At 42.9% G+C, this 24145-nt stretch carries 15 protein-coding genes; 8 read left to right on the forward strand and 7 right to left on the reverse strand.

Annotated features, from left to right (window positions below; translation table 11 throughout):
* Positions 1-281 precede the first annotated feature (281 nt).
* The 3 genes from ACO06Y_RS07930 (at position 282) to ACO06Y_RS07940 (ending at position 3554) form a co-directional block, all read left to right on the forward strand.
* The gene (locus ACO06Y_RS07930) at positions 282-776 is read left to right on the forward strand and encodes a DoxX family protein (protein ID WP_422083304.1); all 495 of its coding nucleotides are present in this window, start codon (positions 282-284) and stop codon (positions 774-776) included.
* Positions 773-2419 carry a Gfo/Idh/MocA family protein gene (locus tag ACO06Y_RS07935; protein WP_422083305.1) on the forward strand — a complete coding sequence of 549 codons (1647 nt, stop codon included), beginning with the start codon at positions 773-775 and terminating at the stop codon, positions 2417-2419. Before ACO06Y_RS07930 ends, ACO06Y_RS07935 begins: the two co-directional genes overlap by 4 nt.
* A 406-nt stretch (positions 2420-2825) precedes the next feature.
* Complete coding sequence (locus tag ACO06Y_RS07940) at positions 2826-3554, forward strand: energy transducer TonB (RefSeq protein WP_422083306.1); 729 nt, start codon at positions 2826-2828, stop codon at positions 3552-3554.
* Between the two features lie 15 nt (positions 3555-3569).
* Here the strand turns inward: ACO06Y_RS07940 and ACO06Y_RS07945 are convergent, their stop codons facing one another.
* Positions 3570-4472, reverse strand: coding sequence for a metallophosphoesterase (locus ACO06Y_RS07945; RefSeq protein WP_422083307.1), 903 nt, complete (start codon positions 4470-4472; stop codon positions 3570-3572).
* A gap of 114 nt (positions 4473-4586) precedes the next feature.
* On the opposite strand from ACO06Y_RS07945, the gene ACO06Y_RS07950 reads away from it, so the two are divergent.
* Positions 4587-6968, forward strand: a complete 2382-nt coding sequence (locus ACO06Y_RS07950) for a GAF domain-containing protein (RefSeq protein WP_422083308.1) — start codon at positions 4587-4589, stop codon at positions 6966-6968.
* On the opposite strand, the gene ACO06Y_RS07955 is transcribed toward ACO06Y_RS07950, so the two are convergent.
* On the reverse strand, positions 6965-8170 hold the full coding sequence (locus ACO06Y_RS07955; protein ID WP_422083309.1) for a Pycsar system effector family protein: 1206 nt from the start codon (positions 8168-8170) through the stop codon (positions 6965-6967). The two genes, ACO06Y_RS07950 and ACO06Y_RS07955, sit on opposite strands and share 4 nt — an antisense overlap.
* A 129-nt stretch (positions 8171-8299) precedes the next feature.
* Between ACO06Y_RS07955 and ACO06Y_RS07960 the strand changes: the two genes are divergently transcribed.
* Positions 8300-11938, forward strand: coding sequence for a metallophosphoesterase (locus tag ACO06Y_RS07960; protein WP_422083310.1), 3639 nt, complete (start codon positions 8300-8302; stop codon positions 11936-11938).
* A gap of 39 nt (positions 11939-11977) precedes the next feature.
* Here ACO06Y_RS07960 and ACO06Y_RS07965 read toward each other — a convergent pair whose 3' ends face one another.
* From ACO06Y_RS07965 to ACO06Y_RS07985, 5 genes are all read right to left on the reverse strand, one after another.
* Entirely contained in the window at positions 11978-12829 is an 852-nt protein-coding gene (locus ACO06Y_RS07965) for a hypothetical protein (RefSeq protein ID WP_422083311.1), read from the reverse strand.
* A complete protein-coding gene (locus ACO06Y_RS07970; protein WP_422083312.1) occupies positions 12826-14178 on the reverse strand; it encodes a vanadium-dependent haloperoxidase in 1353 nt (450 codons plus the stop codon). Before ACO06Y_RS07970 ends, ACO06Y_RS07965 begins: the two co-directional genes overlap by 4 nt.
* Before the next feature lie 309 nt (positions 14179-14487).
* The gene (locus tag ACO06Y_RS07975; protein WP_422083313.1) at positions 14488-16140 is read right to left on the reverse strand and encodes a sodium/sugar symporter; all 1653 of its coding nucleotides are present in this window, start codon (positions 16138-16140) and stop codon (positions 14488-14490) included.
* Positions 16141-16348: 208 nt separating this feature from the next.
* Entirely contained in the window at positions 16349-17674 is a 1326-nt protein-coding gene (xylA, locus tag ACO06Y_RS07980; protein ID WP_422083314.1) for a xylose isomerase, read from the reverse strand.
* A gap of 3 nt (positions 17675-17677) precedes the next feature.
* Positions 17678-19162, reverse strand: a complete 1485-nt coding sequence (locus ACO06Y_RS07985; RefSeq protein WP_422083315.1) for a xylulokinase — start codon at positions 19160-19162, stop codon at positions 17678-17680.
* A 267-nt stretch (positions 19163-19429) separates the two neighbouring features.
* Here ACO06Y_RS07985 and ACO06Y_RS07990 point away from each other — a divergent pair, with 267 nt between their 5' ends.
* Genes ACO06Y_RS07990 through ACO06Y_RS08000 form a run of 3 tightly spaced genes read left to right on the forward strand, consistent with a single transcriptional unit; the run spans position 19430 to position 24136 of the window.
* Entirely contained in the window at positions 19430-20179 is a 750-nt protein-coding gene (locus ACO06Y_RS07990; RefSeq protein WP_422083316.1) for a hypothetical protein, read from the forward strand.
* Complete coding sequence (locus ACO06Y_RS07995) at positions 20176-22938, forward strand: TonB-dependent receptor (RefSeq protein ID WP_422083317.1); 2763 nt, start codon at positions 20176-20178, stop codon at positions 22936-22938. Before ACO06Y_RS07990 ends, ACO06Y_RS07995 begins: the two co-directional genes overlap by 4 nt.
* A gap of 10 nt (positions 22939-22948) precedes the next feature.
* A complete protein-coding gene (locus ACO06Y_RS08000) occupies positions 22949-24136 on the forward strand; it encodes a DUF4249 domain-containing protein (protein WP_422083318.1) in 1188 nt (395 codons plus the stop codon).
* The last annotated feature ends 9 nt before the right edge of the window (positions 24137-24145 follow it).

A 24145-nucleotide genomic window follows, 5' to 3' on the forward strand; every position in this document is an offset into this window, starting at 1 on the left:
GATTTATGCTATCCGAACAAGGCAGCTTATACTTTTTTAAAGGGATGTGTGACAATAGTGTCAATTTTACCCATATTTTGTGAGATACCCTTTAAAAAACAGGAAAGTATAGCAATTGTTTAAAAATTTAGTCCGAAATTTATGGACATGATAAATATCATAAAAATTCAAGCAATACGGGCGTAGCTTTGAAAATTATCGAGCGGCCTATGAGGTCTGGTGTTTTGCACTTGTAGCGCTTATTTCCAGGACAAACTAGTATAACCAAAATATCTAATCGTATGATAACAATTCGAAATGAAAAACACTTGAGAAATGGACTCGTTTTATTGCGGCTCTTTATCGGGTGGCATTTTTTGTATGAGGGGATTATTAAATTATATAATCCCGATTGGACCTCCTTCGGGTATTTAGCGTCTGCACAAGGACCTTTTAGACCGATCTTTGTGGCAATTACCAACGATTCCTTGATAGGTATTGCGGATTGGATGAACGTAATGGCCTTGGTCTTTGTGGGGATTACGTTAGTTTTAGGAATCTGGGAGAGATGGGGGGCCTTGGTCGGGATGTTCCTATTGGCCCTATATTATCTTGCCCATCCCTCGTTTCCATGGGTTACCCAATTGAACGTTGAGGGAAGCTACTGGTTTGTAAACAAAAATCTTATAGAACTTATGGCTTGTTTTGTACTTTATCAAGTTCCTACAGGGCAGTTTTTTGGATTAAGTGGAATTCTCAAAAAAAATAAGGAAATAACTAAAACCGAATTATCATGAAATGGACAAGAAGAGATGCGCTTAAAGGTTTAGGAGGTATTCCGATATTAGGTGCCGTTTGGTGGGCAGGTGCCGCCAATACAGTTTCCAAGAAAAGGGAACGTTCCGCCATATTGGAACAACTGAACATACAACCCTCCTTGCCGGAAGCGGTACCCGGTATAAGCGGTGACCCGGTTCGGGTGGGGATTATCGGTTTTGGTATTCGGGGCCAGCAATTATGCCGTGCCCTCGGTTTTGCTACCAAAAAATGGAAGGAGGATATGAAATTGGCCGCTGAGGAAAATCCAAAGCATTCCGCCCTCAAGGACTTTATGGCCCAAGAAAAACTAAATGTAAAGTTAACAGGGGTTTGCGATATTTTTGATTATAGGGCCAATCTAGCTTTGGATTCATTTAATACGGATGGTAACAAGATAAAGCGATATCGTACCCATCAGGAGATGATCCGTAGTGGGGAGGTAGATGCCGTGGTCATAGCCACTCCGGACCATTGGCATGCTCCGATGGCCATAGATGCCTTGGAAAACAATATACATGTGTATATTGAAAAACCCATGACGCACACCGTAGAGGAGACCTATCGATTGCGGGACGCGGCCAGGAAATCAAAAGCGGTCCTACAGGTCGGACATCAACACAGACAGACCTTGAGTTTCCAAACGGCCAAGGATATCATCAAAAAAGGGACTCTTGGACATGTATCCTTGATTCAGACGAATACGAACAGAAATGATGATAACGGTGCTTGGATGTATCACATTCATGAGGATGCCAGTCCCCAGACCATTGATTGGGATATGTTCCTAGGCTCTGCTCCCAAAGTTCCTTTTAATAAAAATCACTTCTTCAGATGGCGTAAATGGTGGTCCTATGGTTCCGGTCTTTCCGGAGACTTGTTGTCCCATGATTATGATCGCCTAAATTGTGTTTTGGAAATGGGAATCCCCGATTCGGTAATGACTTCCGGAGGTATCTATACCCATAACGATGGACGAAACGTACCGGACGTATTGCAGGTAAACATGGAATTCCCCAATTACTCAACAGGAAGTAGTCAAATAGAAGGTAAGGAGAAAGGCATGACATTTGTGTACAGCGCCACCTTGGGCAATGGTTTTAACCGTCCGACCATTCTTATGGGACACGATGCCACCATGGAACTCGGTAACCGATTAACGGTTTGGCCCGATGGCAGGTCTACAAGATATGCCGATATGATCGAAGCGGAAAAGATGAGTCCGAACGTGCCGATCTATCAATACAACCCTGGAGCAAACTCTCCGGATGCGGTAGCTTCTGCAACTTCGCAGTATTTTGCGGATAAGGGACTTATGTGGACCTATATCAATGGGGCCCGTGTAGATTCAACGTTCCTTCATATGCGCGAATGGCTAAGTGCTGCCAGAAATGATGGGGGCAAATTGAGTTGTGGCATCGACGAAGGTTTCGAAGAAGCCATTGCCTCGCACATGGCAGGACTTTCCTATAAATTGGGAAGGAGGATCGAGTGGGATCGCGAGCAGGAGATACTTAAACCCATAGAGGGTATTGACTTTGACCAGGCACTTTTGGCCAATACCACAGCTGAAAATATTCCGAAGTTTTTGGAAATGCAACAAATGGATAAGATAGAAGGGTAAAGGTCTCATAGCGGCCCTACTGTTTTATTCCTAGAAAACCCCGATCAATTTGATCGGGGTTTTTTGGTTTTTGTTTCTAAAGCCTTGGAAACCCTTGTTTCATTTTTGGTCAGTACATTGATTTAGAATGGCAAAATACATTATTGTCATTATTTAGGGGTTTAAAATAGCTGTAAATGACGATTTATCAAAAAATGACCATTAAAATTATGTACATGATATTTGTCATGTTTTTTCTGCTCTTATGATTTTACATTTATAGTAATAAACAATTGAACTATTTACTAGGATAATCGTATAATCCAAACGGCAATTTTTTAATAACCCAATTGCATAGTTATCCTGGATTGACTTGATTTTATTAAGTATGGGTAGTATTTATATGTAACGCTAAATTTTTTTTAAGATGAGACCTAAAAAAAACCCAAAAGCAGATTTAAATAAAGATAGCGGCCTTTTCTTCGTGATAGGCCTTACCATTGTTCTTTTTCTTACTTGGAGGGCTTTGGAGTACAAAACGTATGAGACCGATAATTATGTCGCGGAAGCCATGAACGTGGTGGATGACATAAAGGAAAATGTACCGCAAACGGAACAGATCAAAACACCCCCACCTCCTCCACCGCCATCCGCACCTGAAATTATAGAGGTGGTTGATGATACTGAGGAAATAGAGGAGACCATTATTGAAAGTACGGAAATAAACCAAGAAACCGTAATCGATGCGGTAATGGAGGTTGATGATGTCGCCGTTGGCGAAGAGGAGGAAGATATTACGGTTCCCTTTGCCGTCATAGAAAATGTACCGATTTTTCCGGGCTGTGAGGATATGACCACCAATGCGGAGCGTAAGGCCTGTTTCCAAAAGAAAGTACAGGAGCACGTCATTAAAAACTTCAAGTATCCTGCTACCGCTGCCGAGCTAGGAATTCAGGGAAGGGTATTCGTTCAGTTTGTCATAGACACCAAAGGTTATATTACCAGCGTAAGGACACGCGGTCCGGATTCCAATTTGGAGAAAGAGGCCGGCCGTATTATAGCCTCCCTTCCTCAAATGACTCCCGGTATGCAAAGGGGTAGAGCTGTTAAAGTGCCTTATAGTATACCTGTAAGCTTTAAGTTACGAACCAACTAACCTCATTGAAGGGCCCTAGTCCTTAGCCATCTGATAATCGGCTAGCTTCTGGGGCCCTTCCAACAATAACCGCACAATTTGCAAAGTGCCATCGTCCCTGGTGGCAATTTGCCATTTTATCAAGGCTATTGTTCCATTTTCGATTTCAATTCCCGTTATACTTCTGGGATGTACGCAGCTGCCATCATTAAAAAAAGGAATATCACCGGGCTCCGGAAAACGGGGCCTGTGCGTATGCCCCGCTATCGTAATCAAGAGCTTGTTCCTTAAGATCCACTTTTTGATTCGCCTCTCCACCTTTCGGAGTTCCTTATAGTTTTTTGCCGGACTTGTGGGATCGGCAATGCCCCATACCTGTAGAGGTTTCCAAAGTACCCGGACCAAAAATCTGCCCCAACGCCAAAAAGTGTAGTTCCACCAATCTGCTTGATGGCCATGGGTCAAAAAAAGTTCTTGTTGCGTTTCCCGATGCTTTAGAACTATGGCCTCATTATAGGTGATACCTTCAAAAAGCGCCTTGTCCCGATCATCAATGGGCTCAAAATAGCTGGACAAATGTTTTTTAACATATTGGGGGTCTTTATAGACCATATCATGGTTTCCCCAGACCATATGCAAACGATTTTCCAAATGAAATTGACGCAGCAACTTAAAAACATTTTTATGGGCCTCAAAGATGGATTCAAAATGTATATTCTCCCATAACTCGTCCCCATCACCCAACTCGCAGTATTGAAATCCCTCATTGAAGTAGTGTCGTAACGCATGGAAATAGATGTTCCGGTTGTTGGCAAAGTCATCCGCAAAACTGTTATCCCCCCGGTGACAATCGCTAAAAAGAATAAATTTGGAATGGTCATCAAAAGGAACTATCCTGGCATTTTTGTAGGCCCTGGTTAACCGAAAATTGGAAGACATTCTTGTATTTTCCATAAATATCCAAAAAAAGAGGTGAAACCCTTAAGGAATACCTTAACAATATTCCATTTTTTCTTTTGTAACTTTACCCTCCCTTAAACGACTAACATAGTTATGGAGGACAACAGAAATGTAGAGTCACCCTTTATTCAGCTAATCAGTTTTAACAAATTGCTTCAACAGTATGATGCTATGCTCGAAAGTGATGACGAGTTTTTGGTGGCAAAGGCAAAACGTATCCTAGAGGCACAGGCGCCCTATCCGGAACTTCGTGAAGGGTTTGTAGATGTCTCTCTTTTGAAAAAACACGAAAAGGTAATACGCATTATTCTACAGGATGCCTTTTCCGAGGTGCTGACGGACAATGAAATAAAAGCAGGTTCGATACCCTTTGATAACGTGGTCTTTAATTCCTCAAGACGATTTCAAAAAATATTGGAGAACGCAGGAAAGGATTTCGTCCCTGAGATGCGGAATATGCCTGAGGATCAAATGTATATCGTGGCCTGTACCGTTATCCTAAATTACCATTACGGATTTCCCTTGGATTTCAAAAGGCCTTTTTTCTATGATATCCCGGATGCCAATGGGGTAATGCGGCACTATCGAATTTTGTACAACGCCGATTTTTTTGAAATACATCCAACGGAAAAAGCCAAGGATTTGACCCAGGACGATGTGGACGAACTCTTGGAAAATTTTGATAATCCGGAAATCTGGAAAGAGAAGATTCCTCCCAATAGTTTTATTTCCAAAGGTTTCGTGATATCCAATATGTTCGATGTAACGGTAGAACACTCCATTTCCGAGATAAAATCAGGTCTTATCGCCAGTGACAAAAGGGGTAGCGATAACTTTATGGAGGAACTTCAGGAGACATTCCAATCGTTTTTTAACCTTCCTGAAATCAAGGTAGGTTTTGTTGCCTACAATCCTGAGACGAATCAGTTCGAGAAAGTCTATGGAAAAGGAATGAACAGTTTTATTCTAAACCATTCGGAAACGGAGGCTTGTGATGAGGCCTTATGTCAGGGGTCGTATTGCAAATTGTTGAAGGACAACGAGTACTTCGCCATTTCCAATGTCGATAAATACTTCAAGATTTCCGGGGGGACCAATCCCTACAAAAATTTGAAAGAGCAGGGTATAAAGAGCGCCATTTTTGCGCCTATTGCGGATAATGGAAAATTGCTCGGGGTCCTGGAATTGGTTTCCAAAAAAGTTAATGAGTTGAATAGTGTCAACGCTACCAAATTGGAGGATGTAATGCCTTACATAGTCTCCGCGGTGCAACGCTCCAAAGCCGAAGAGGAGAATTTGATAGATGCCATTATCCAGCATGAATGTACTTCGGTCCATGAATCCGTTTACTGGCGTTTTAGGGAAGAGGCCAAGCGTTTTATAAAGGATAATTTGGAGGGAGGGCAACCCTCTTTCAAGGAGATTGTTTTTAAGGACGTATATCCGCTATATGGCCAAATAGACATCAAGAACTCCTCCCAAGCCAGAAATATGGCTATTCAACGGGATTTGATGATACAGCTTTCCGAGATCAACGATGTTTTGGCCGAGGCTTTCCGGTTAAACAAATTGCCTATCTACGAGGAGCTGATGTTTAGGGTAAACAACCATATTGATGCCATTAAGGAGGTCCTTCATACCAATAGCGAACAGGCGATTTTCAATTTTGTTAAGGAAGAGATCGTCCCGGTTTTTAAGCATTTGAAGCAAATGGACGACACCTTGCTGAATTTGATATCCGCTTATGAGTCCAAAATCGACAAGGGAACGGAATCCTATTATGACCATCGTAGAAACTACGATGAAACGGTGATGGAGATCAACCAGGAACTGGTAGCCGTAATGGATAAGAAACAGGAAGATGCCCAAGCCATGTTCCCACATTATTTTGAACGATATAAAACGGATGGGGTAGAACACAATATGTATATCGGGGATTCCATTGTTGGTGATCGGGATTTTGACCCCCTCTATCTGAACAATCTTAGATTGTGGCAACTTCAGGTAATGTGCGAAATGGAGAACACGCACTACAACCTTAAACCGCATCTCCCGGTACCTTTGGATGTGGCGTCGCTTATATTGGTATATAACACTTCCCTGTCCATTCGTTTTCGTATGGACGAGAAACGCTTTGACGTGGATGGAACGTACAACGCCCGTTATGAAATCATTAAAAAACGGATAGACAAGTCGTTTGTCAAAGGAACCAATGAACGCCTTACCCAACCCGGAAAAATGGTCATCGTATACTCTCAAAAGAAGGATGAACTGGAATATTTGAGATACGTTAAATTCCTGAAATCCAAAGGTTATTTTGATGGTAAGGTAGAAATTGTAGAGTTGGAGGGGCTACAAGGGGTTTCCGGCCTAAAGGCCATTAGGGCCGACATTTTGTATAAAACCAAGGATACCAAAACTTCAGTCGAAAAAACGTATACCTATGACGACCTTATGGAAGAATTGAAGTCCTAAGGCCTAGGCAGTTCCAATATTCTTTCCGGCCCAAAAAATTTAAAGGCTACGCCAAAGGCAATCACGGAGATTATCATGCCTATCATAAAGATTGTGTAGGTTAAACGTAGTATTCTATATTTTTTATCCAAGACCTTTCCCAGGAAATACAGGTCCTTGGTCAAGGATTTGTACACATAGGTCTGATCTTTGATCAATTCTTGAATGGCCCATTCGTACTCCGGAAGTTTCATTTTGTGAAAGTTGCCAAAAAAGAGCAGATTTACCTTTTGTTCCTTTACATCATCCTTCGTAAACTCACCCCTAGTAACGTTGGGCCGCGTGGCTAAAATGGAGAGCACCATGGACACAACACTAAATACTATAAAAATAACGGTTGGATAAATAAGGTAATCGTTGGATGGATTATCCAGTTTGGGGATGAGGTTGGCCAAAACCAGCGAAATGATGATTGCGTTAACGGACAACAATATATTGGCCTTGGTATCCGCAATATCGCTTAGCTTTAAATGATTGCGCATGGTAACCCTGAATAAGGTCTGTATGCCACGCTCCGGACTTTGATTTTTTAGCTGTGCCTTAAGTTGTTCCTTCTTTAAAAGCTTTCTGTCATCCTTTTTGCTTTTCAAAATATCGGCCAAATTTTTGTCCTTGCGATCCTGCCAATTTTCCTTGGCGTAATCCGTATAAAAGCGATGTTCGGTTCGAAACATTTTTACATTGGCCTCTTGCCACTCCTTGAACGAATATTCCGCAATGCCCAATTTTGCCAATTCCTCTCGAAGTAGTTCGGAAGTTTCTAGATAGCTCTTTTGTCCCAAGTGTGACGCGTCCGCATCCCGAATTATTTCTTCTGAAAGATTTTTGGGCTGATAATAGCGTTTTGTGGCCATAATTAATGCCGAAACGTCCTGAATCAAGCCATTATCCAAACCCTGGGATTCCAAAAATTCCTTGGCTATGGAGCAACTGGACTCCTCATGATTTTCCGTGCCCTTTGTGTACCCGGTGTCGTGAAGCCATGCGGCAAGAACAAGTGTATTATTTTCTTTATCTTTTAAGTTGTAAAAATTCAATAATTCTTGTGTACTTTCAACTACGCGTTGGGTATGGCGCAAGTTGTGGTACAGATACTTGGGATCCAATTGATTGGTCAATAAATCGGTTACAAAATGTTCAGTTTTTTCAAGAATTTCCGACATACCAAGAGATTTAATGGATTTCACAAATTACAAAAATTTAGTTTCTAGAGCATCTTTATGAAGAAATATTACTCAATACTCGTACTTCTCCTATTCGTTAGTAGTTGTGCAACATACAAAACAAAATATTTGGCAGGGACGGGACCCTCCAGTTCCCCGACCGATAAACAAGTATCCCATACGTTTTATTTGATCGGGGATGCCGGTTTGTCGCCCATAGGGGATATGAATCCTGCACTCCGGATGTTTAAAAATAGGTTGGATAAAGCCGATAAGAACAGCACGGCTATTTTTTTGGGGGATAATATCTATCCTGAAGGATTGCCTGACCCAAAGAAGGATGCCATGGCCTATAAAACAGCGGCAAATCATATGGACGCCCAATTGGAAACGCTACAAAATTATAAGGGTAGACCGCTTTTTATTCCAGGCAACCACGATTGGTATAACGAAGGCCTGGAAGGGCTGGAACGTCAGGAAGACTACATAAAGGAAAGGCTGAAGCAAAAAGATCCCTTTCTTCCCGAAAACGGATGTCCTTTGGAAACCATTGAAATAAGCGAGGATTTGGTAGTGATCGTTATAGACACCAAGTGGTATTTGACCAATTGGGACAAGCACCCGAAAATGAACGATAAATGTGATATTAAAAGTAGGGATAAATTTTTGTTGGAACTCGCGGATGAAATCAAGGATAATAGGCAACGTACCACCATAATAGCACTGCATCATCCCATGTTCAGCTATGGGCCGCACGGAGGACAATTTTCCCTTCGCCAACAACTATATCCGGACAATGGCAACTTTCCCCTACCTTTTTTAGGGTCTTTGGCCAACTTGCTAAGGAAGACCACGGGAGCCTCAACAGAAGATTTACAGAACAAACGGTATAGGGAGCTCAGAAATAGAATTACAACTTTGGCCCAATATTCGGAAAAGGTCATATTCGCATCCGGCCATGAACATACCTTACAATATATTGTCGAGAAAGGCATCCCCCAAATTGTAAGTGGTTCTGGAGCCAAAAAGGGGAATACGCGACTTTTGAACGGAAGCAAATTCTCCACGGGAAGGATGGGTTATGCCACTTTGGAGGTCTTTGAAGATGGCTCTTCCTTTGTGACCTACTATGGGGTGGGAGAGGATGGTTCCGAGGAACGATTGTTTGCCTCCCCGGTCTTACCTCCGGATAAAAAACCTAGCAAGACTATTTATCCGGAAACCTTTCCCGATACGGTAAGAGCCTCCATTTATTCTGATGAGGAAATTGATAAATCCGGTTTCTTCAAGACAGTTTGGGGAGAGCGCTATCGCAAATATTATGCAACCGAAGTTGCTGCACCTACGGTGGATTTGGATATACTCTTGGGGGGACTGAGACCGGTTAAAAAGGGAGGGGGCAATCAATCCAAATCGTTAAGGTTACGTCATAAAAGCGGAAAAGAATACGTAATGCGGGCCTTACGCAAACAGGCGGATTTGTATCTACAAGCCATGGTATTTACAGATCAATACATAACCGATGATTTGGAGGATACCTATACTGTGGAATTGCTGGAGGACTTTTATACCGGATCGCATCCCTATGCCCCTTTTACCGTAGGTACACTTTCCGATGCCGTTAACATCTATCATACCAATCCGATCCTTTATTATATTCCAAAGCAAGATGCCTTAAAGGAATTTAACGAAGAATTTGGGGATGAATTGTATATGATAGAGGAGCATGCCGGTGATGGGCATGGGGATTTAAAAAGCTATGGTTATGCCGATGAACTTAAAAGTACGGATGCCATGCTGGAGGATCTTCGTGACGATGAAAAATATGAGGTGGACAGTGAAATGTATCTAAGGGCCCGATTATTTGATATGGCAATCGGGGATTGGGACCGTCATGTAGATCAGTGGCGTTGGGCCGAATTTAAGAACAAGGACACAGGAAAGATTATCTACAGACCTGTGCCAAGGGATAGGGATCAGGCCTATTCCATAATGGGCGATGGCCTTTTAATGGGCCTGGCCACTCGTATTATTCCCAGTTTAAGGTTAATGGAAGGGTTTAACGAGGAAATAAGAAGTGTTCAGGGCTTTAATTCATCCCCCAAAACTTACGTTTTGGATATGGCGGTATTAACGGAGACCAACCCACTGCAATGGAGGGACCAAGCCAAGTTCATACAGGATAACCTGACCTCTGAAGTAATCGATAAAGCTTTTCAATATTTTCCGCAAGAAGTAAGGGACGAAACCGTAGAAAATATAAAGCGGATCCTTTTGTCCAGGATAGATAGAATTGACCAGACCGCAATGGACTACTACCGTGTTATGAACAAATATGCCACGATAATCGGTACGGACAAGGACGATTGGTTTCAAATAACACGTACCAGTTCCAACGAGACCGAGGTAAAGGTATATCGTATTATCGATGGGAAAAAGGATAGGTTGTTTTTCAACAAAACGTTCTCTGCCCAAACAACCAAGGAACTCTGGATATATGGCCTGGATGACGATGACTATTTTGAGGTAACCGGTGAGCACAACAATAGGATACGATTACGACTGATCGGTGGCCAGAACAATGATATTTATGACATTAAAAATGGAAATCGGGTTGCCATCTATGACCATAAAAGCAAGAAAAATACACTGAAAGAAGTACGTGGGGCAAAAGTAAAATTGACCAACGATTATGAGACCAATACGTATAGGCCCTTAAAGATTAGGAATAGTACAAACCAAATTATTCCCACCATCGGGTTTAATCCAGATGATGGGGTAAAAATAGGCTTTACCGACACCTACACTTTTAATGGTTTTCGTCAGAACCCATTTACCCAACAACATACATTGAATGCGGCGTTCTATTTTGCCACAAACGGTTTTGAGTTGGGATATACAGGTGAATTTGCCCATATATTCGAAAATTGGAACTTTGAGCTGGGGGCACGTTTTACTAGCCCCAATTTCGCCATCAACTTTTTTGGTTTTGGCAACGATACACCAAATTTTGATGATGACCTGGAGTTGGACTTCAATCGGGTAAAATTGCAGACTTTGCGATTCTCACCTGCATTGGTCTGGCGCGGACAGTTAGGAGGCAAGGTACGCTTAGGGGTTGCCTATGAGACGATAGATGTGGAAGAGACGGAAGACCGATTTATCAATGAATACGCTGAAGAAAATGTTCTGATCCCGGAAAACAGCTTTTTGGGCGTGGATGGGGAATATACTTTTAGCAATGCCGATTATTCCGGATTCCCTACCTTGGGAATGGCCACTTCACTACGGGCCGGGTATCGAAGCAATGTGAGCAACTCGGGAAGTTTTGGATATGTCGTTCCCAGCCTTACCATAGCCTATAAACTGGTATCCAGCGGTCGTTTGGTTTTAGGAACCAAGATGAAGGGCCACTTCAATATCGGGGACGGTTATGAATTTTATCAAGCGGCCAGTATTGGGGGTGTGGACGGACTTCGAGGATTTCGGAACCAGAGATTTACTGGCAAGAAGGCCTATTATCAAAATACCGATATTCGGTATAGTTTTCGTAAGATGCGTACAGGAATTGTGCCCACGGCCTTGGGGATGTTCGCCGGTTTTGACTATGGGAGGGTCTGGCAGCCCGATCAGGATTCCGACACCTGGCATACATCTTACGGTCTTGGATTTTTTGCCAATGCCGCCGATATTTTCTCCTTCCGGACTGCCTTGTTCAATAGTACGGATGGGCCTCGGTTTACCTTTGGTGTAGGTTTTGGTTTTTAGGAGCTAAACTTCCTTTGTTTGCTTGTTGGAGGCACAGGACTATTTTAGTGGAAAGGAATACAGGTTTCTTCCCGTGCTTCCGCGTTTCTCATCGGAAATCAATAGCGTAGAGTCATTCTTAAAGCAGACGGCCTCCAATTGGGAACGTACACCTAAATCAATTTCCTTTAAGGTGCCCTGAGAGAAATCCTGGCCCTCAAAATTGGTTACTTTCCAAAGCTTTCCATAACTCAAAAGCACTACGGTCTTTTCATCCGATGAAATGTCTGCTGAGGTAATCTGGCAGGTTTTCCAATCATCACAAGTTTTAAAAGTGCCTATAAAAAGGGCTTTATGTTTCCCGGGATGATCCGGTATCCTATACAGTAATGCCGTACCAGGAAACGGTTGGGCCCTGTTTTTGGTAATGATATACAAGAAGTTACCATGATGAAAAAACGCCTCCGCATCATAATACAGCTTCGCTTTTTTTGGAGGAAATTTTTTTTGTTCGGGATAGCTGAACCTAATTTGTAGGGCGTCGATTTTCTCGCCCGGCTCTACTTCCGGGTTGGGAAGCTTGTAGATGACCAAATCTTTCCGGTCATTTGAATTATTTCCAAAATCCCCAATGTAAAGATTTCCTTTTTTATCCCTGGTCAAATCTTCCCAATCCTTATTTTTGGCATTTTTGACCTTCAATTTTTTTAGGAGGTTTCCCTTAAGGTCTACCTGATAGATTTCATCCGGGTTGCCACTATCCTCTATTAACCAAAGCGTTGTTTCTGAAAACATGGCAATTCCCGAATTTTCATCCAATTTTTTGGGAAGCTCTGCGATAAAGGTAAGCTGGCCGTAGTTTGAACAGCTATTGAAAAAAACTACACATAGAAAAGGCAGCACCCTGATCATTGGTGGGCCAAGTCCTTGTTTGCCTTCATCTTTAAGTTGTCCAGTACAAATTTACCTAAGTCACGACCTTGTTTAACACCGACCTGTACGGCCGCTCTGTAATGGATGCCACCATACATTCTGCTGATGGCCGCCTCATCGGCCGCCTCGTTAAACGAATTGAAACTTCTTATGGGAAGGCCATAAGGGACTTCGGTATCATCATCAAACGCAAAATTGTCGCCGAAAACATCGGTCAATGCCGTTGACGCGGCTCCCGATACCACACTATGTCCACTGGTATATTCGGGAAATGGAGGAGTTTGAAGTACGGGTTTCCAATCTTCATCGATATGCTGGTTGATCAAGGTTTCCGGACGGATCAAGTTGCTTCGATACTTTTCGTCCCAACAGCTGATAAAGGCATCGGCCATGGCCACCGAGGCCTTGGTGTATGCGTAAACCGTTTTATCAAAATCACTGTTTGTCTTTCGAGCGGCAATTTTAGTGATACCGATCCAATGCGCTCCCGGGGTTATCTTTTTGGTAGCGAACATTAAATGGCCCCGAGTAACCGAGACATAGGGGTTACAGTCCCAGAACTGTGCTATTTCTATTTCTTCGGATTCATCACCCTTTTCGGTAATTTCCTGGCTTATGTCATAGACTTCCTTCAATTCCTTGTAAAAGTCGGAACCTTCTTCCATAGAGAACGGTGGTGGCGGGGTAGGTTTAAACTGATTGGCGGAATCTATCACGAAAGGGCGAATTTTGTTCCAATGTGGCTCAATGCCATCCATATAGGCTGGGGGAGTGGGTTGCCAGCGGGTGGGATCATCCGTATCTACCGTAAACTTTGGCATCGTTCGGGTCTGGGCATAATTGTCCTTATTCATCCAGGCCCCGATATGATCTGCCACTTTTAAACCGTAAGCCTTTGAGGCATTAAATACGGCAGGGTTTTTACTTTCCCAGATTCCATAAAGACTATCTCGAAATGCCTCCATTCTTTCTTCGGAAAAAATTAATCGTTTGTTCAATTCCATATGGGCCGTCATGGCGGCCAATTGATAATTAATGGTACTGCCCTTTTCGGGTTTGGGTATGGAATCCAATTCTCTTAGTTGCCCTGCCAAGGAAAGATAGTCGTCATTCCCCTGTGCAATGATTTCATAAGCCGCAACATTTGGATAGGCAAAAATACGGCTGGCCACTGGTGGGGAGAAAATATCATGGATCATGATTTCAGTAACCTTATCTACCGAAGCATGCAACTCCTCGGGACTAATGTTTATAGGTTCTTCCTTCTTTTGCGTGCCACATGAAACCCATAGCACCGACGTAATGCACATCGCCAATATCTTCTTCATTTTTCTACTTTTTATTTTATATAAATGCCCTTTACGGTGTGAGGTCGTTACTACCTCTGGTTGGTTTTTTTGATTGTCCTATTGAGATGTCCTCATTAATAATTGGGAAAGATTTAGACCTGATTAATGCCCAAAATTACATCATTTTCAATTCGTATCAAAACTTGATAATCAGGCTAAAACGGACATATACCAATTTTATCGGAACAAGGTTCTGTTTTTAACGAACACAGTTTCCACCTTCTATAGACAAGGACGCACAACAATACTACGGATTAAATGAAAACAAGGTCGTACGTGCTTCATGATTTAGTTCCAAAAGAAGGCATAAATGGCAGCTATAATGATCATCGCCGCAAAGGCTCCAATATTGAATTTTGGGTTTGTATCAAAGATGCCCTTGCGAAGCGAAATGCCCTTGGGATCTTCTGCTCCCTTATTTTGTAGTAAGCTCACCGCAACAATGACCAACATGGTAAGTACGGCGGTGTATCCCATTTGATCCATAAATGGAACATCCACAAAAAATGGGCTGGAAGACCACCCGTTTTGGGCAACCTTAAAGTATAGGGCAATGGGGATGGAGACCAATGCACCTACAATAGCAGCCTTATTCGTTGTTTTTTTCCAGAACAATCCTAAAAGGAAGACCGCCAATATTCCAGGACTTACCAAACCGGTGTATTCCTGGATAAACTGAAAGGCTTGATCTATACCTCCCAGTAAAGGTGCCATTATACATGCGATGACAAGGGCAATGGCGGCAGATAGCCTACCGATCCTAACAGTGGTCTTATCGGTAGCATTTTTGTTGATATATTGTCTATAGATGTCCATGGTGAAAATCGTAGATGTTGAATTTAACATCGACGCCAGGGAGGAGACCACGGCCGCGGCCAAAGCAGCAAAGGCAACTCCCTTTAACCCTGTTGGCAAAAATTGTAATAACCATGGATAGGCCTTATCAGCTTGCTCCAATGAAGGGGCATTGTTAAGTGCCACATCACCCAGGCGACCCATGGTTTCCGCATCATTTATCATAACATAGGCGGCTATACCCGGTACCACAACGATAACTGGGATAACAATTTTCAAAAAAGCGGCCAAAATAATTCCCTTTTGGGATTCACGTAAGGATTTGGCGGCAAGCGTACGCTGAATAATGTATTGGTTGAATCCCCAGTAGTAGAGATTCGCCACCCATAGACCGCCGACCAAAACACCGAGACCCGGAAGATTTTTATATTCTGGATTCGATTCGTCCAAAATCATGACGAATTTTTCGGGAACGGATTCGTATACGGTCTGAAGTCCCGCTAAAACACCATTGCCATCAGAAACCGTATTTAATGCCAAATAGGTGGTTACAAGCCCGCCCAAAACGAGGAAGATAACTTGGATAACATCCGTCCAGGCAACCGCGGAAAGGCCTCCATAAAGGGAGTAGGCCGCGGCAAACAGGGCTAGGCCAATTACACCATAGACCATAGGAATGCCCATTATGGTCTCTAAGGCCAGCGATCCCAAATACAATACCGAAGCCAGGTTGACAAATACATAAAGTGCGATCCAAAAAACGGCCAAAATGGTCTTTAGGTTGGTGGAGTACCGCTTTTCAACAAATTCAGGAATGGTATATAGCCCTTTCTCAATGAAGATCGGCAAGAAATATTTGCCCACGATCAACAGGGTTACGGCAGCCATCCACTCATAGGAGGCAATGGCCAGGCCAACGGCAAAACCGGAACCGGACATGCCTATAAACTGTTCCGCGGAAATATTGGCAGCGATTAAAGAGGCACCAATGGCCCACCAGGGTAACGATTTGCTGGCCAAAAAGTAATCCTCTGCATTTTTTTGATGCCCTTTTTTATCCCTGGATACCCATAGACCTACCCCAAGGATCAAAAAAGCATAGGCTATAAAAATGAAGTAATCCCAAAATTCGAAAGACGAAGTCATAATTGTATTGGCTTTGGCTTGGTTGTTAGTACTGATAAACTCCTTAACGGTCTAGCAAAGTAACTGTTTTGCTCAAAAAAACCATCAAATTTCCCAAATTCTTTGGTCTTAAATTATGGATTTAACAAAGACCCGCAGAGTTTCATGAAACTCTGCGGGTCAATGCCATTATAGAATTCAATACATTGAGAGGGTCAAAAGCAAACTCTTAAATGTATTGGTTGATGATGTTCTCGAATAATTCCTGTCTGCCACTTTGCAATTGAAGCTCTCCATTTTCCTTTGCGATTTCATAGAGATTCCTGAAATCCAATTTACCATTTTCAAAATCCTTTCCTTTTCCGGTATCATATGAACTATAACGTTCTTTTCGGAGTGATGCATATTGGGACGAAGCAATGATTTTATCCGCCGTGATCAAGGCACGAGCAAAGGTATCCGCTCCACCAATATGGGCATGGAATACGTCTTCCATGTCCGTGGAATTTCTCCGGATTTTGGCATCAAAATTTATTCCTCCACCCTGAAGTCCGCCGGCCTGTAAAAACACGAGCATAGCCTCGGTGACCTCCGTGAGGTTATTTGGGAATTGATCGGTATCCCATCCATTTTGATAATCGCCGCGGTTGGCATCCACACTTCCCAGCATTCCATGTGCGGCTGCCATTTCCAATTCGTGTTGAAAAGTATGGCTGGCCAAGGTGGCATGGTTAACTTCGATGTTTAGTTTGAAATCGTCCTGTAACCCATGCTGATGTAAAAATCCGACCACAGTGGCGGCATCAAAATCATATTGATGTTTCATGGGCTCCATGGGCTTGGGCTCTATAAAGAACGTTCCCGTAAAACCTTGCTTTCGCGCATAATCCCGAGCCATACCCAAGAACCGGCCCATATGGTCCAATTCCCGTTTCATATCAGTATTCAGAAGCGACATATATCCTTCACGACCGCCCCAGAACACATAATTTTCGCCATCCAACGCTATGGTCGCATCCAATGCCAATTTTATTTGCCCTCCCGCGCGGGCCAACACATTAAAATCGGGATTGGTAGAGGCCCCGTTCATATATCTTGGGTTGGAAAAGCAATTGGCCGTTCCCCACAGTAGTTTCACCCCCGATTCGGCTTTTTTGCCCTTGATATAATTCACGATCGTTGCCAGTCTTTTTTCGGACTCGGCAAATGTGGAGGCTTCCTGGATCAGATCAAAATCATGGAAACAGAAATAGTCGAATCCCATTTTAGTGATGAACTCAAAGGCAGCATCCGCTTTTTCCTTGGCGGCGTCCACCGCATCGGAAGGTTGGTCCCAAGGAAAATTCTGTGTTCCGGGCCCGAAGGGATCCGCACCCTGCCCGCAGAAGGTATGCCAATAGGCTACGGCAAATTTAAAATGCTCGCGCATTGTCTTTCCCGCAACAACTTGTTCCGGATTGTAGTATTTAAATGCCAACGGATTATCGGAATCCTTACCCTCAAATTTGATTTCCCCAATCCCTTTAAAATATTCCTTGTCTCCTATTAGTGCCATGTTTTATGAATTATTGATTAAGCGTTTTAATTGTTGTTTCCATTGGTCGTATGCAGATTCATATTCGGATCTATCGTTCGAAGGTTCAAACTTCATGAGATAGTCATTGTCCATGATGTTGTTTCCGAAGGTTTTAAAGTCACCTTTATAAAGCTCGCAGGCCCTAGCGGCCCCAATGGCCCCTGTAGTGTCATAGATCTCGATTTCTTGTCCTATAAGGGTAGCGATGGTCCTTGAAAAAATATCCGATCGAAAGAGGTTGTCATTACCTGCCCGGATTACGGTGGGCCGAATGCCGTCGGACTCCATAATCTCCATACCATAAACAAAAGAAAAGGCGATACCCTCCAAAGCCGCCCTACAAAGATGGGCCTTGGAGTGGTTGTTTAGATTGATGTTGGACATTTGCGTACCCAAGGTCTTATTATCCAGCATACGTTCCGCGCCATTCCCGAAAGGATGTATGAGCACCCCGTCCGATCCAATAGGGACAGAAGCCGCCAATTTGTTCATCTCCTCATAAGAGGAAACATCCAGGTTGTTCATAAGCCATCGGTATTGTATCCCAGATCCATTGATACAAAGCAATTTTCCTATTCTCGGCTTTGAAGTATCATAATTCACATGGGCAAAATTATTTACCCTTGAACTTTCCTTTACGGATAGATTTTCGGTAATGGCATACACCACTCCCGAAGTTCCTCCCGTTGCGGCTACTTCGCCGGGATTGAAAACATTTAAGGAAAGCGCATTATTGGGCTGATCCCCCGCACGATATAGAATAGGGGTGCCCTCTGCCAGACCGGATGCGGCGGCGCCTTGCTCCGAAACCTTGCCCTGAATGGAAAATGTATCGGCTAGATCAGGTACCATTTTCCTTTCGATTCCATAATGCTCCAGTAACCAATTCGCTATATCGTTGTTCTTAAAATCCCAAAATATGCCTTCCGACAATCCTGAAATTGTGGAACGGATTTCACCACTGAGCTTATAGGCGATATAATCCCCGGGGAGCATAAACTTGTATACCTTTTGGTAAAGTTCCGGCTCATTTTCCTTCACCCATTTAAGCTTGGATGCCGTAAAGTTTGCTGGGGAATTCAACAATCGGGATGCACATTTATCATTTCCCAACTCATCGAAGGCTTCCTGGCCGATTTTGACCGCCCTGCTATCACACCAAATAATGGAATTTCGCAAGGGAACGCCATTTTTATCTACAACGACAAGACCATGCATTTGATAGGAAATACCAATTCCTGTAATATCCTTGGGGTCTATGTTATGCTTTTGAAGCAGTGTTTTTGTGGCATTGCAGACATGATGCCACCAATCATCCGGATGTTGTTCCGCCCATCCATTTTCCAGGGCAATCATTCCCATCTCCACCTTGGGTTCACTGACTACATCCAAACTTTTTCCGGATGCCGTGGCCACTAGGGCGGCCTTTATCGAAGAACTTCCTATGTCATATCCGATGGAGTACATGCGATAATTTTTTTGAGGGGTTTAAGATATTATTTTAGACCCGTTGTAGCAAATTCCAACGAATTTATCTGAAAAGTTTATCCCTTCATTCTTATGCGATTTACATTTTGATTCCTAATCCCAATAATAGTAGATCATCCTTAGCGATAGTAAGCAAACCATTTTAAGTTTGATTGATGGGGATTCATATTTATCCTATGAATAATTAAGAAAAACCCTTATCTTAATTGAAAAATCGCGAACAGTGAAATCCCCGAAAACTTTAATTTGAAAATCTCATATCTTCTTTACCTCATTACACTGTTTTGTGTAACATTACCATCCTTCAATTTTAGCCAAACAGCGGCAGACAATCCTTCTACGCACATTTGGTTCGATGATATAATAGGGCGGACCAATTCGGGAATATTCAATGGAGTGGCCTATACCGAAGTATATCGGGTAATTAATGAAAGGCATCAATTTTTTAAGGAACCCGATTTTGTTCCTGGTTCCGTAGTATATGATGGGCAACCCTATTTTGATGTTGAGCTCAAATATGATGTCTATCAAGGAAATCTTTTGACCAGAAATATGGAAACACTAGGTGCTCCCATACTAATATTTGATGAGAGCAATGTGACCGAATTTACCATTAACGGGCATAGGTTCAAAAATGTGAATCAAAACCTTGCGGAAAATATGGCCTTTGGATTTCTGGAAGTCCTGATGGAAAACGACTCCCTTTCCCTTTATAAAAAACATAGCAAGAAAATCTTTAAAAGAACGGATAAGGAAATTTTGTACTATGAATTCAAGGACCGGCATTCGTATTACATATATTATGCCAACATATATCATTCGTTACAAAAGGCGAATGATCTCAATGCAATTTTTCCAGAGTATCGAAAATCATTAAAGGCTATTCGTAATCGTTATGCTTCTTTGGGAAAATCGGATCCCGATGCCTATATGAAATCCATTTTGTCCGACTTATCAGCTTTAATCTCAAGCCAAAGCGGTAAGGAAACCCTATGAGAGTTGTAATCATTATAGTGCTATTGTTTTGTATCTGGTCTTTAAGGGGTCAGGAAAAGGAGCAGAGGGTATCCCTGGAGATTCAAGACAAATCCGTTGTGGAGATATTGTCCGAAATAGAACAAAGGACAGCGTTTAAATTCTATTATGCAGAACAATGGTTGGATAGTACCTTCTTGAACAAGAGCTACAACAATGAATCTGTAGAAACTATTCTTACGGATCTTTTTAAGGATACCGAAATCAACTTCTTTACCACTTGGGACAATCGAATCATTTTAACCCGCAATAATAGCATATATGGGGATTTGCCAGAAGGCTTCTTTGCTATGTCCGAACAGGATGGGATAGAATTGAGTGCTGGTGAGAATGTTTCGGCAGGCCCCATTCTTTTGGGAAAACAAAAAGATGGGCCGGACAAGATTCTGGAGACCATACGAATTGGCAGGGAACGCAAAACCAACAGACGAAGCCGGTTTACGCTTTCAGGTTTTGTTACCAATACCAACACCGGAGAGCCCATAACCAACTTGGCAATCGTTGTAAGGGAACTGAACATTGGATCGGTAACGGATAACAGAGGTTTTTATGAAATAGAACTACCATCGGGATTGAATGTAGTGGAGACGAGTTCTTTGGGCGTAGCGGGCTCTCGAAGAAATGTAATTATCTATGATAACGGTAGGCTCGATTTTAGCCTGGAAGAGAATTTTGAACAACTGGACGAGGTAGTCGTGGCCGCCGATGCAACCCGGAATATCGAGGATACCTCAACGGGAAATACCAGGATTGGTTCGGAAGCCTCAAAAAATGTTCCCTTGGTCCTAGGTGAACGGGATGTGCTTAAGATTGCCACTACCTTGCCCGGGGTTTCCACTGCCGGAGAGGGTTCCGCGGGATTTAATGTTAGAGGGGGGAAAACCGATCAAAACCTTATCCTCCTGGATAACGCAGTTATTTATAACCCTACCCATTTCTTTGGCTTTTTTCAGGCGTTTAATCCATTTGCCATAAATGATTTGAATATTTACAAAGGAAGTATTCCGGCCGAGTTCGGAGGGCGATTGTCCTCGGTGTTCGACATCGGTAGCAAGGATGCCAGTGATACCAATATTAAAGGCGAGGTTTCGGTCGGCCCCGTGACCTCAAATGCAGTTGTTGAGATTCCTCTGGCCCAGGAAAAGGCAGGACTTATGGTAGGGGCACGTGGGGCTTACTCGGATTGGATTTTGCGCTCATTGGACGAAGAGAACCTGAATAATAGTCAGGCTTCCTTTTATGATTTTATAGCCAAGTACAATCATAAGATCAATGACAACAATGAGGTCAGGGCAACGGGATATTATAGCAGGGACGTATTTAGTATAACTTCGGATTCGCTGTTCGACTATAGCAATCGTATGTTTTCCTTGCAATGGAACCGAAAACTGGGGGAAAGAAGTTCCGGAACTTTGATGTTGAATAACAGCCAATATAGATTCAATATCGATTTTGATGGTAGTACCAATAGGAACTTTGAGCAGGGATTCCAAATAGATGAAACCGAACTGAAGGCCGTATTTAAATATCTGCCCAATGAATCACACAGCTTGGATTATGGTGTTTCTGGAAAATTATACAACTTGCGACCGGGTGAGATAGCGCCCAAAGGCCCAAATGACCTCATAGTACCTCTTAGCGTCCCTGAAGAAAAGGCCCTGGAGTCCGCCCTTTTCATCTCGGATAATTTTAAGGTCAACGAGAAGTTGCAGTTGGATCTAGGACTGCGCTATTCGTTTTATGCCGCTTTGGGCCCGTCCACACAGCGGACATATCAAGAAGGAGCGCCTAGGACCGAAGCTAATGTTACAGGTTCCGAAACCTTTGATAATAATGAGATTTTTGAGACCTATGGAGGCCCCGAAGTCCGTATTTCTGGCCGATACCTCTTAAACGATAGCCTTTCCATTAAGGCCAGCTTCAATAATACCTATCAATTCATCCATACCCTTTCGAACAATACAACGGTATCCCCGGTGGATACATGGAAGCTTTCAGATCGCAATATCGAACCCCAACAAGCCAGTCAGTTTTCGTTGGGGATTTATAAGAACATTAAGGATTACGAACTTAGCTTGGAGGGCTTTTACAAAAGACAGAACAACATCATAGATTTCAAGACGGGAGCCCAATTGTTTTTGAACGAGAATATAGAGACCGAAGTGTTGCAGGGAAAGGGGAAAGCGTACGGGGTGGAATTATTGATCCGCAAAAACCGTGGAAAACTAAATGGTTGGCTGGGATACACCTATTCCCGATCATTTTTTCAGTTGGATAGTGAATTTCCCCAGGAGCGCGTAAACGACGGCGATTTTTTTCCTTCGAATTTTGATAAGCCCCATGACCTGAGTCTTGTATTGAATTACAAGCTTACCCGTCGATTTAGTTTTTCCGGCAATTTTGTATACCAAACAGGAAGACCTGTGACCTTTCCCGTAGGCAACTATGAATTTAACGGGAACGAATTTGTGCTGTATAGTGAACGGAACCAATTTCGGATTCCGGATTTCTATCGTTTGGATATTGGTTTCAATATTGAAGGGAACCATAAAATAAAGAAGTTTGCCCATAGTTTCTGGACCATTTCCGTTTATAATGTTTTGGGCAGGAACAATCCGTATTCTGTTTTTTTTGTTTCCCAGGATGGACAGATCGAAGCACTACAAAGCTCTATTTTTACGATACCCATACCATCCATTACCTATAATTTTAGATTTTGAACCGATATTGATGTACCCCTTAATTGCATATAAAAAACGACTTACACTACCACTCTTCGGGATGGTGGTGTTGCTATGGGTCTTTGGTTGTACCGAACCTTTTGAGGGTACGGTTGAAGGTTTTGAGGATGTTTTGGTCGTAGATGCTATCATCACTAATGAAAACAAGCGGCAGGAAGTACGCTTGACCCGGTCTTTTCGTTTTGACGAAGAAGGACCCCAAGCCGAGGAAAACGCCAATGTTACGGTTGAGGATGGGGATGGAGAACAATTTGTATTTAATGAAGAGGAGCCAGGAATCTATTTGTCCAGCACCCCTTTTGCCGCTGAAATGGGGAAGGACTATAGTCTGTCCATTACTACGGAAGATGGTAGATCCTATCTTTCGGATACCATGCAGCTGCCTACGGCCTCTACTACGATAGACGAATTATATGCGGAGCGAACCACCAATGATCAGGGTGAAGAAGGCATGGGAATCTTTGTGGATACTTTTGATTCCTCCCGGCAGTCCAATTACTACCGATACGAATATGAGGAAACCTTTAAGATAATCGCACCTTTTTGGGGTCCCAATGATGTGGTGTTCGTCATTCAACTTTCAACGGGCCCTGCTTTTGAAGTTATATTAAGGGAACGGGAAGAACGGGTATGTTATGGTACGGATAGGGAGAAGACCATTGAGATTGCCAGCACCTTGAATTTATCAGAGGATAGGCTAAGCCGTTTTCCCGTACGGTTTATAAATCGGGACAACTATATTTTATCGCATCGCTATAGCATATTGGTCAGACAATATGTGCAGACCCAGGAGGCATTTGCCTATTATGAGGATTTAAAGGGATTGTCCCAGTCCCCCAACAGTGTCTTTACCGAGGATCAGCCAGGCTTTTTGCCGGGCAATGTTTTTTCTTTGGATGACGACAGCGAAAACGTCGCAGGTTTTTTTGAAGTGACGGCAGTAACCGAAGAACGGATATTCTTTAGCTATGAGGATTTTTTCCCAGGGGAGGATTTGCCTCCTTATGTAAGGGAATGCAATATTGCTCCAGCTTCCGGGGAAGATTTGAAGGGCATACTTGAAAGGGAAAATAGTGTTTTGTATGAGTTTAATCTTGGGTATCAGATGGTTCCTAGGGCATGTGGGGATTGTACGGCCTTAGGCAGCAATAAGGTACCGGATTTTTGGGTAGAATAGTTTTTGTTC

This window comes from Ulvibacterium sp. (assembly GCF_965228935.1).
Classification (GTDB): Bacteria; Bacteroidota; Bacteroidia; order Flavobacteriales; family Flavobacteriaceae; genus Ulvibacterium.

Coding starts and splice junctions, on each gene's coding strand:
- ACO06Y_RS07930 (WP_422083304.1), top strand. CDS start 282: ATGATAACAATTCGAAATGAAAAACACTTGAGAAATGGACTCGTTTTA.
- ACO06Y_RS07935 (WP_422083305.1), top strand. CDS start 773: ATGAAATGGACAAGAAGAGATGCGCTTAAAGGTTTAGGAGGTATTCCG.
- ACO06Y_RS07940 (WP_422083306.1), top strand. CDS start 2,826: ATGAGACCTAAAAAAAACCCAAAAGCAGATTTAAATAAAGATAGCGGC.
- ACO06Y_RS07945 (WP_422083307.1), bottom strand. CDS start 4,472: ATGTCTTCCAATTTTCGGTTAACCAGGGCCTACAAAAATGCCAGGATA.
- ACO06Y_RS07950 (WP_422083308.1), top strand. CDS start 4,587: ATGGAGGACAACAGAAATGTAGAGTCACCCTTTATTCAGCTAATCAGT.
- ACO06Y_RS07955 (WP_422083309.1), bottom strand. CDS start 8,170: ATGTCGGAAATTCTTGAAAAAACTGAACATTTTGTAACCGATTTATTG.
- ACO06Y_RS07965 (WP_422083311.1), bottom strand. CDS start 12,829: ATGATCAGGGTGCTGCCTTTTCTATGTGTAGTTTTTTTCAATAGCTGT.
- ACO06Y_RS07970 (WP_422083312.1), bottom strand. CDS start 14,178: ATGAAGAAGATATTGGCGATGTGCATTACGTCGGTGCTATGGGTTTCA.
- ACO06Y_RS07975 (WP_422083313.1), bottom strand. CDS start 16,140: ATGACTTCGTCTTTCGAATTTTGGGATTACTTCATTTTTATAGCCTAT.
- xylA (WP_422083314.1), bottom strand. CDS start 17,674: ATGGCACTAATAGGAGACAAGGAATATTTTAAAGGGATTGGGGAAATC.
- ACO06Y_RS07985 (WP_422083315.1), bottom strand. CDS start 19,162: ATGTACTCCATCGGATATGACATAGGAAGTTCTTCGATAAAGGCCGCC.
- ACO06Y_RS07995 (WP_422083317.1), top strand. CDS start 20,176: ATGAGAGTTGTAATCATTATAGTGCTATTGTTTTGTATCTGGTCTTTA.
- ACO06Y_RS08000 (WP_422083318.1), top strand. CDS start 22,949: ATGTACCCCTTAATTGCATATAAAAAACGACTTACACTACCACTCTTC.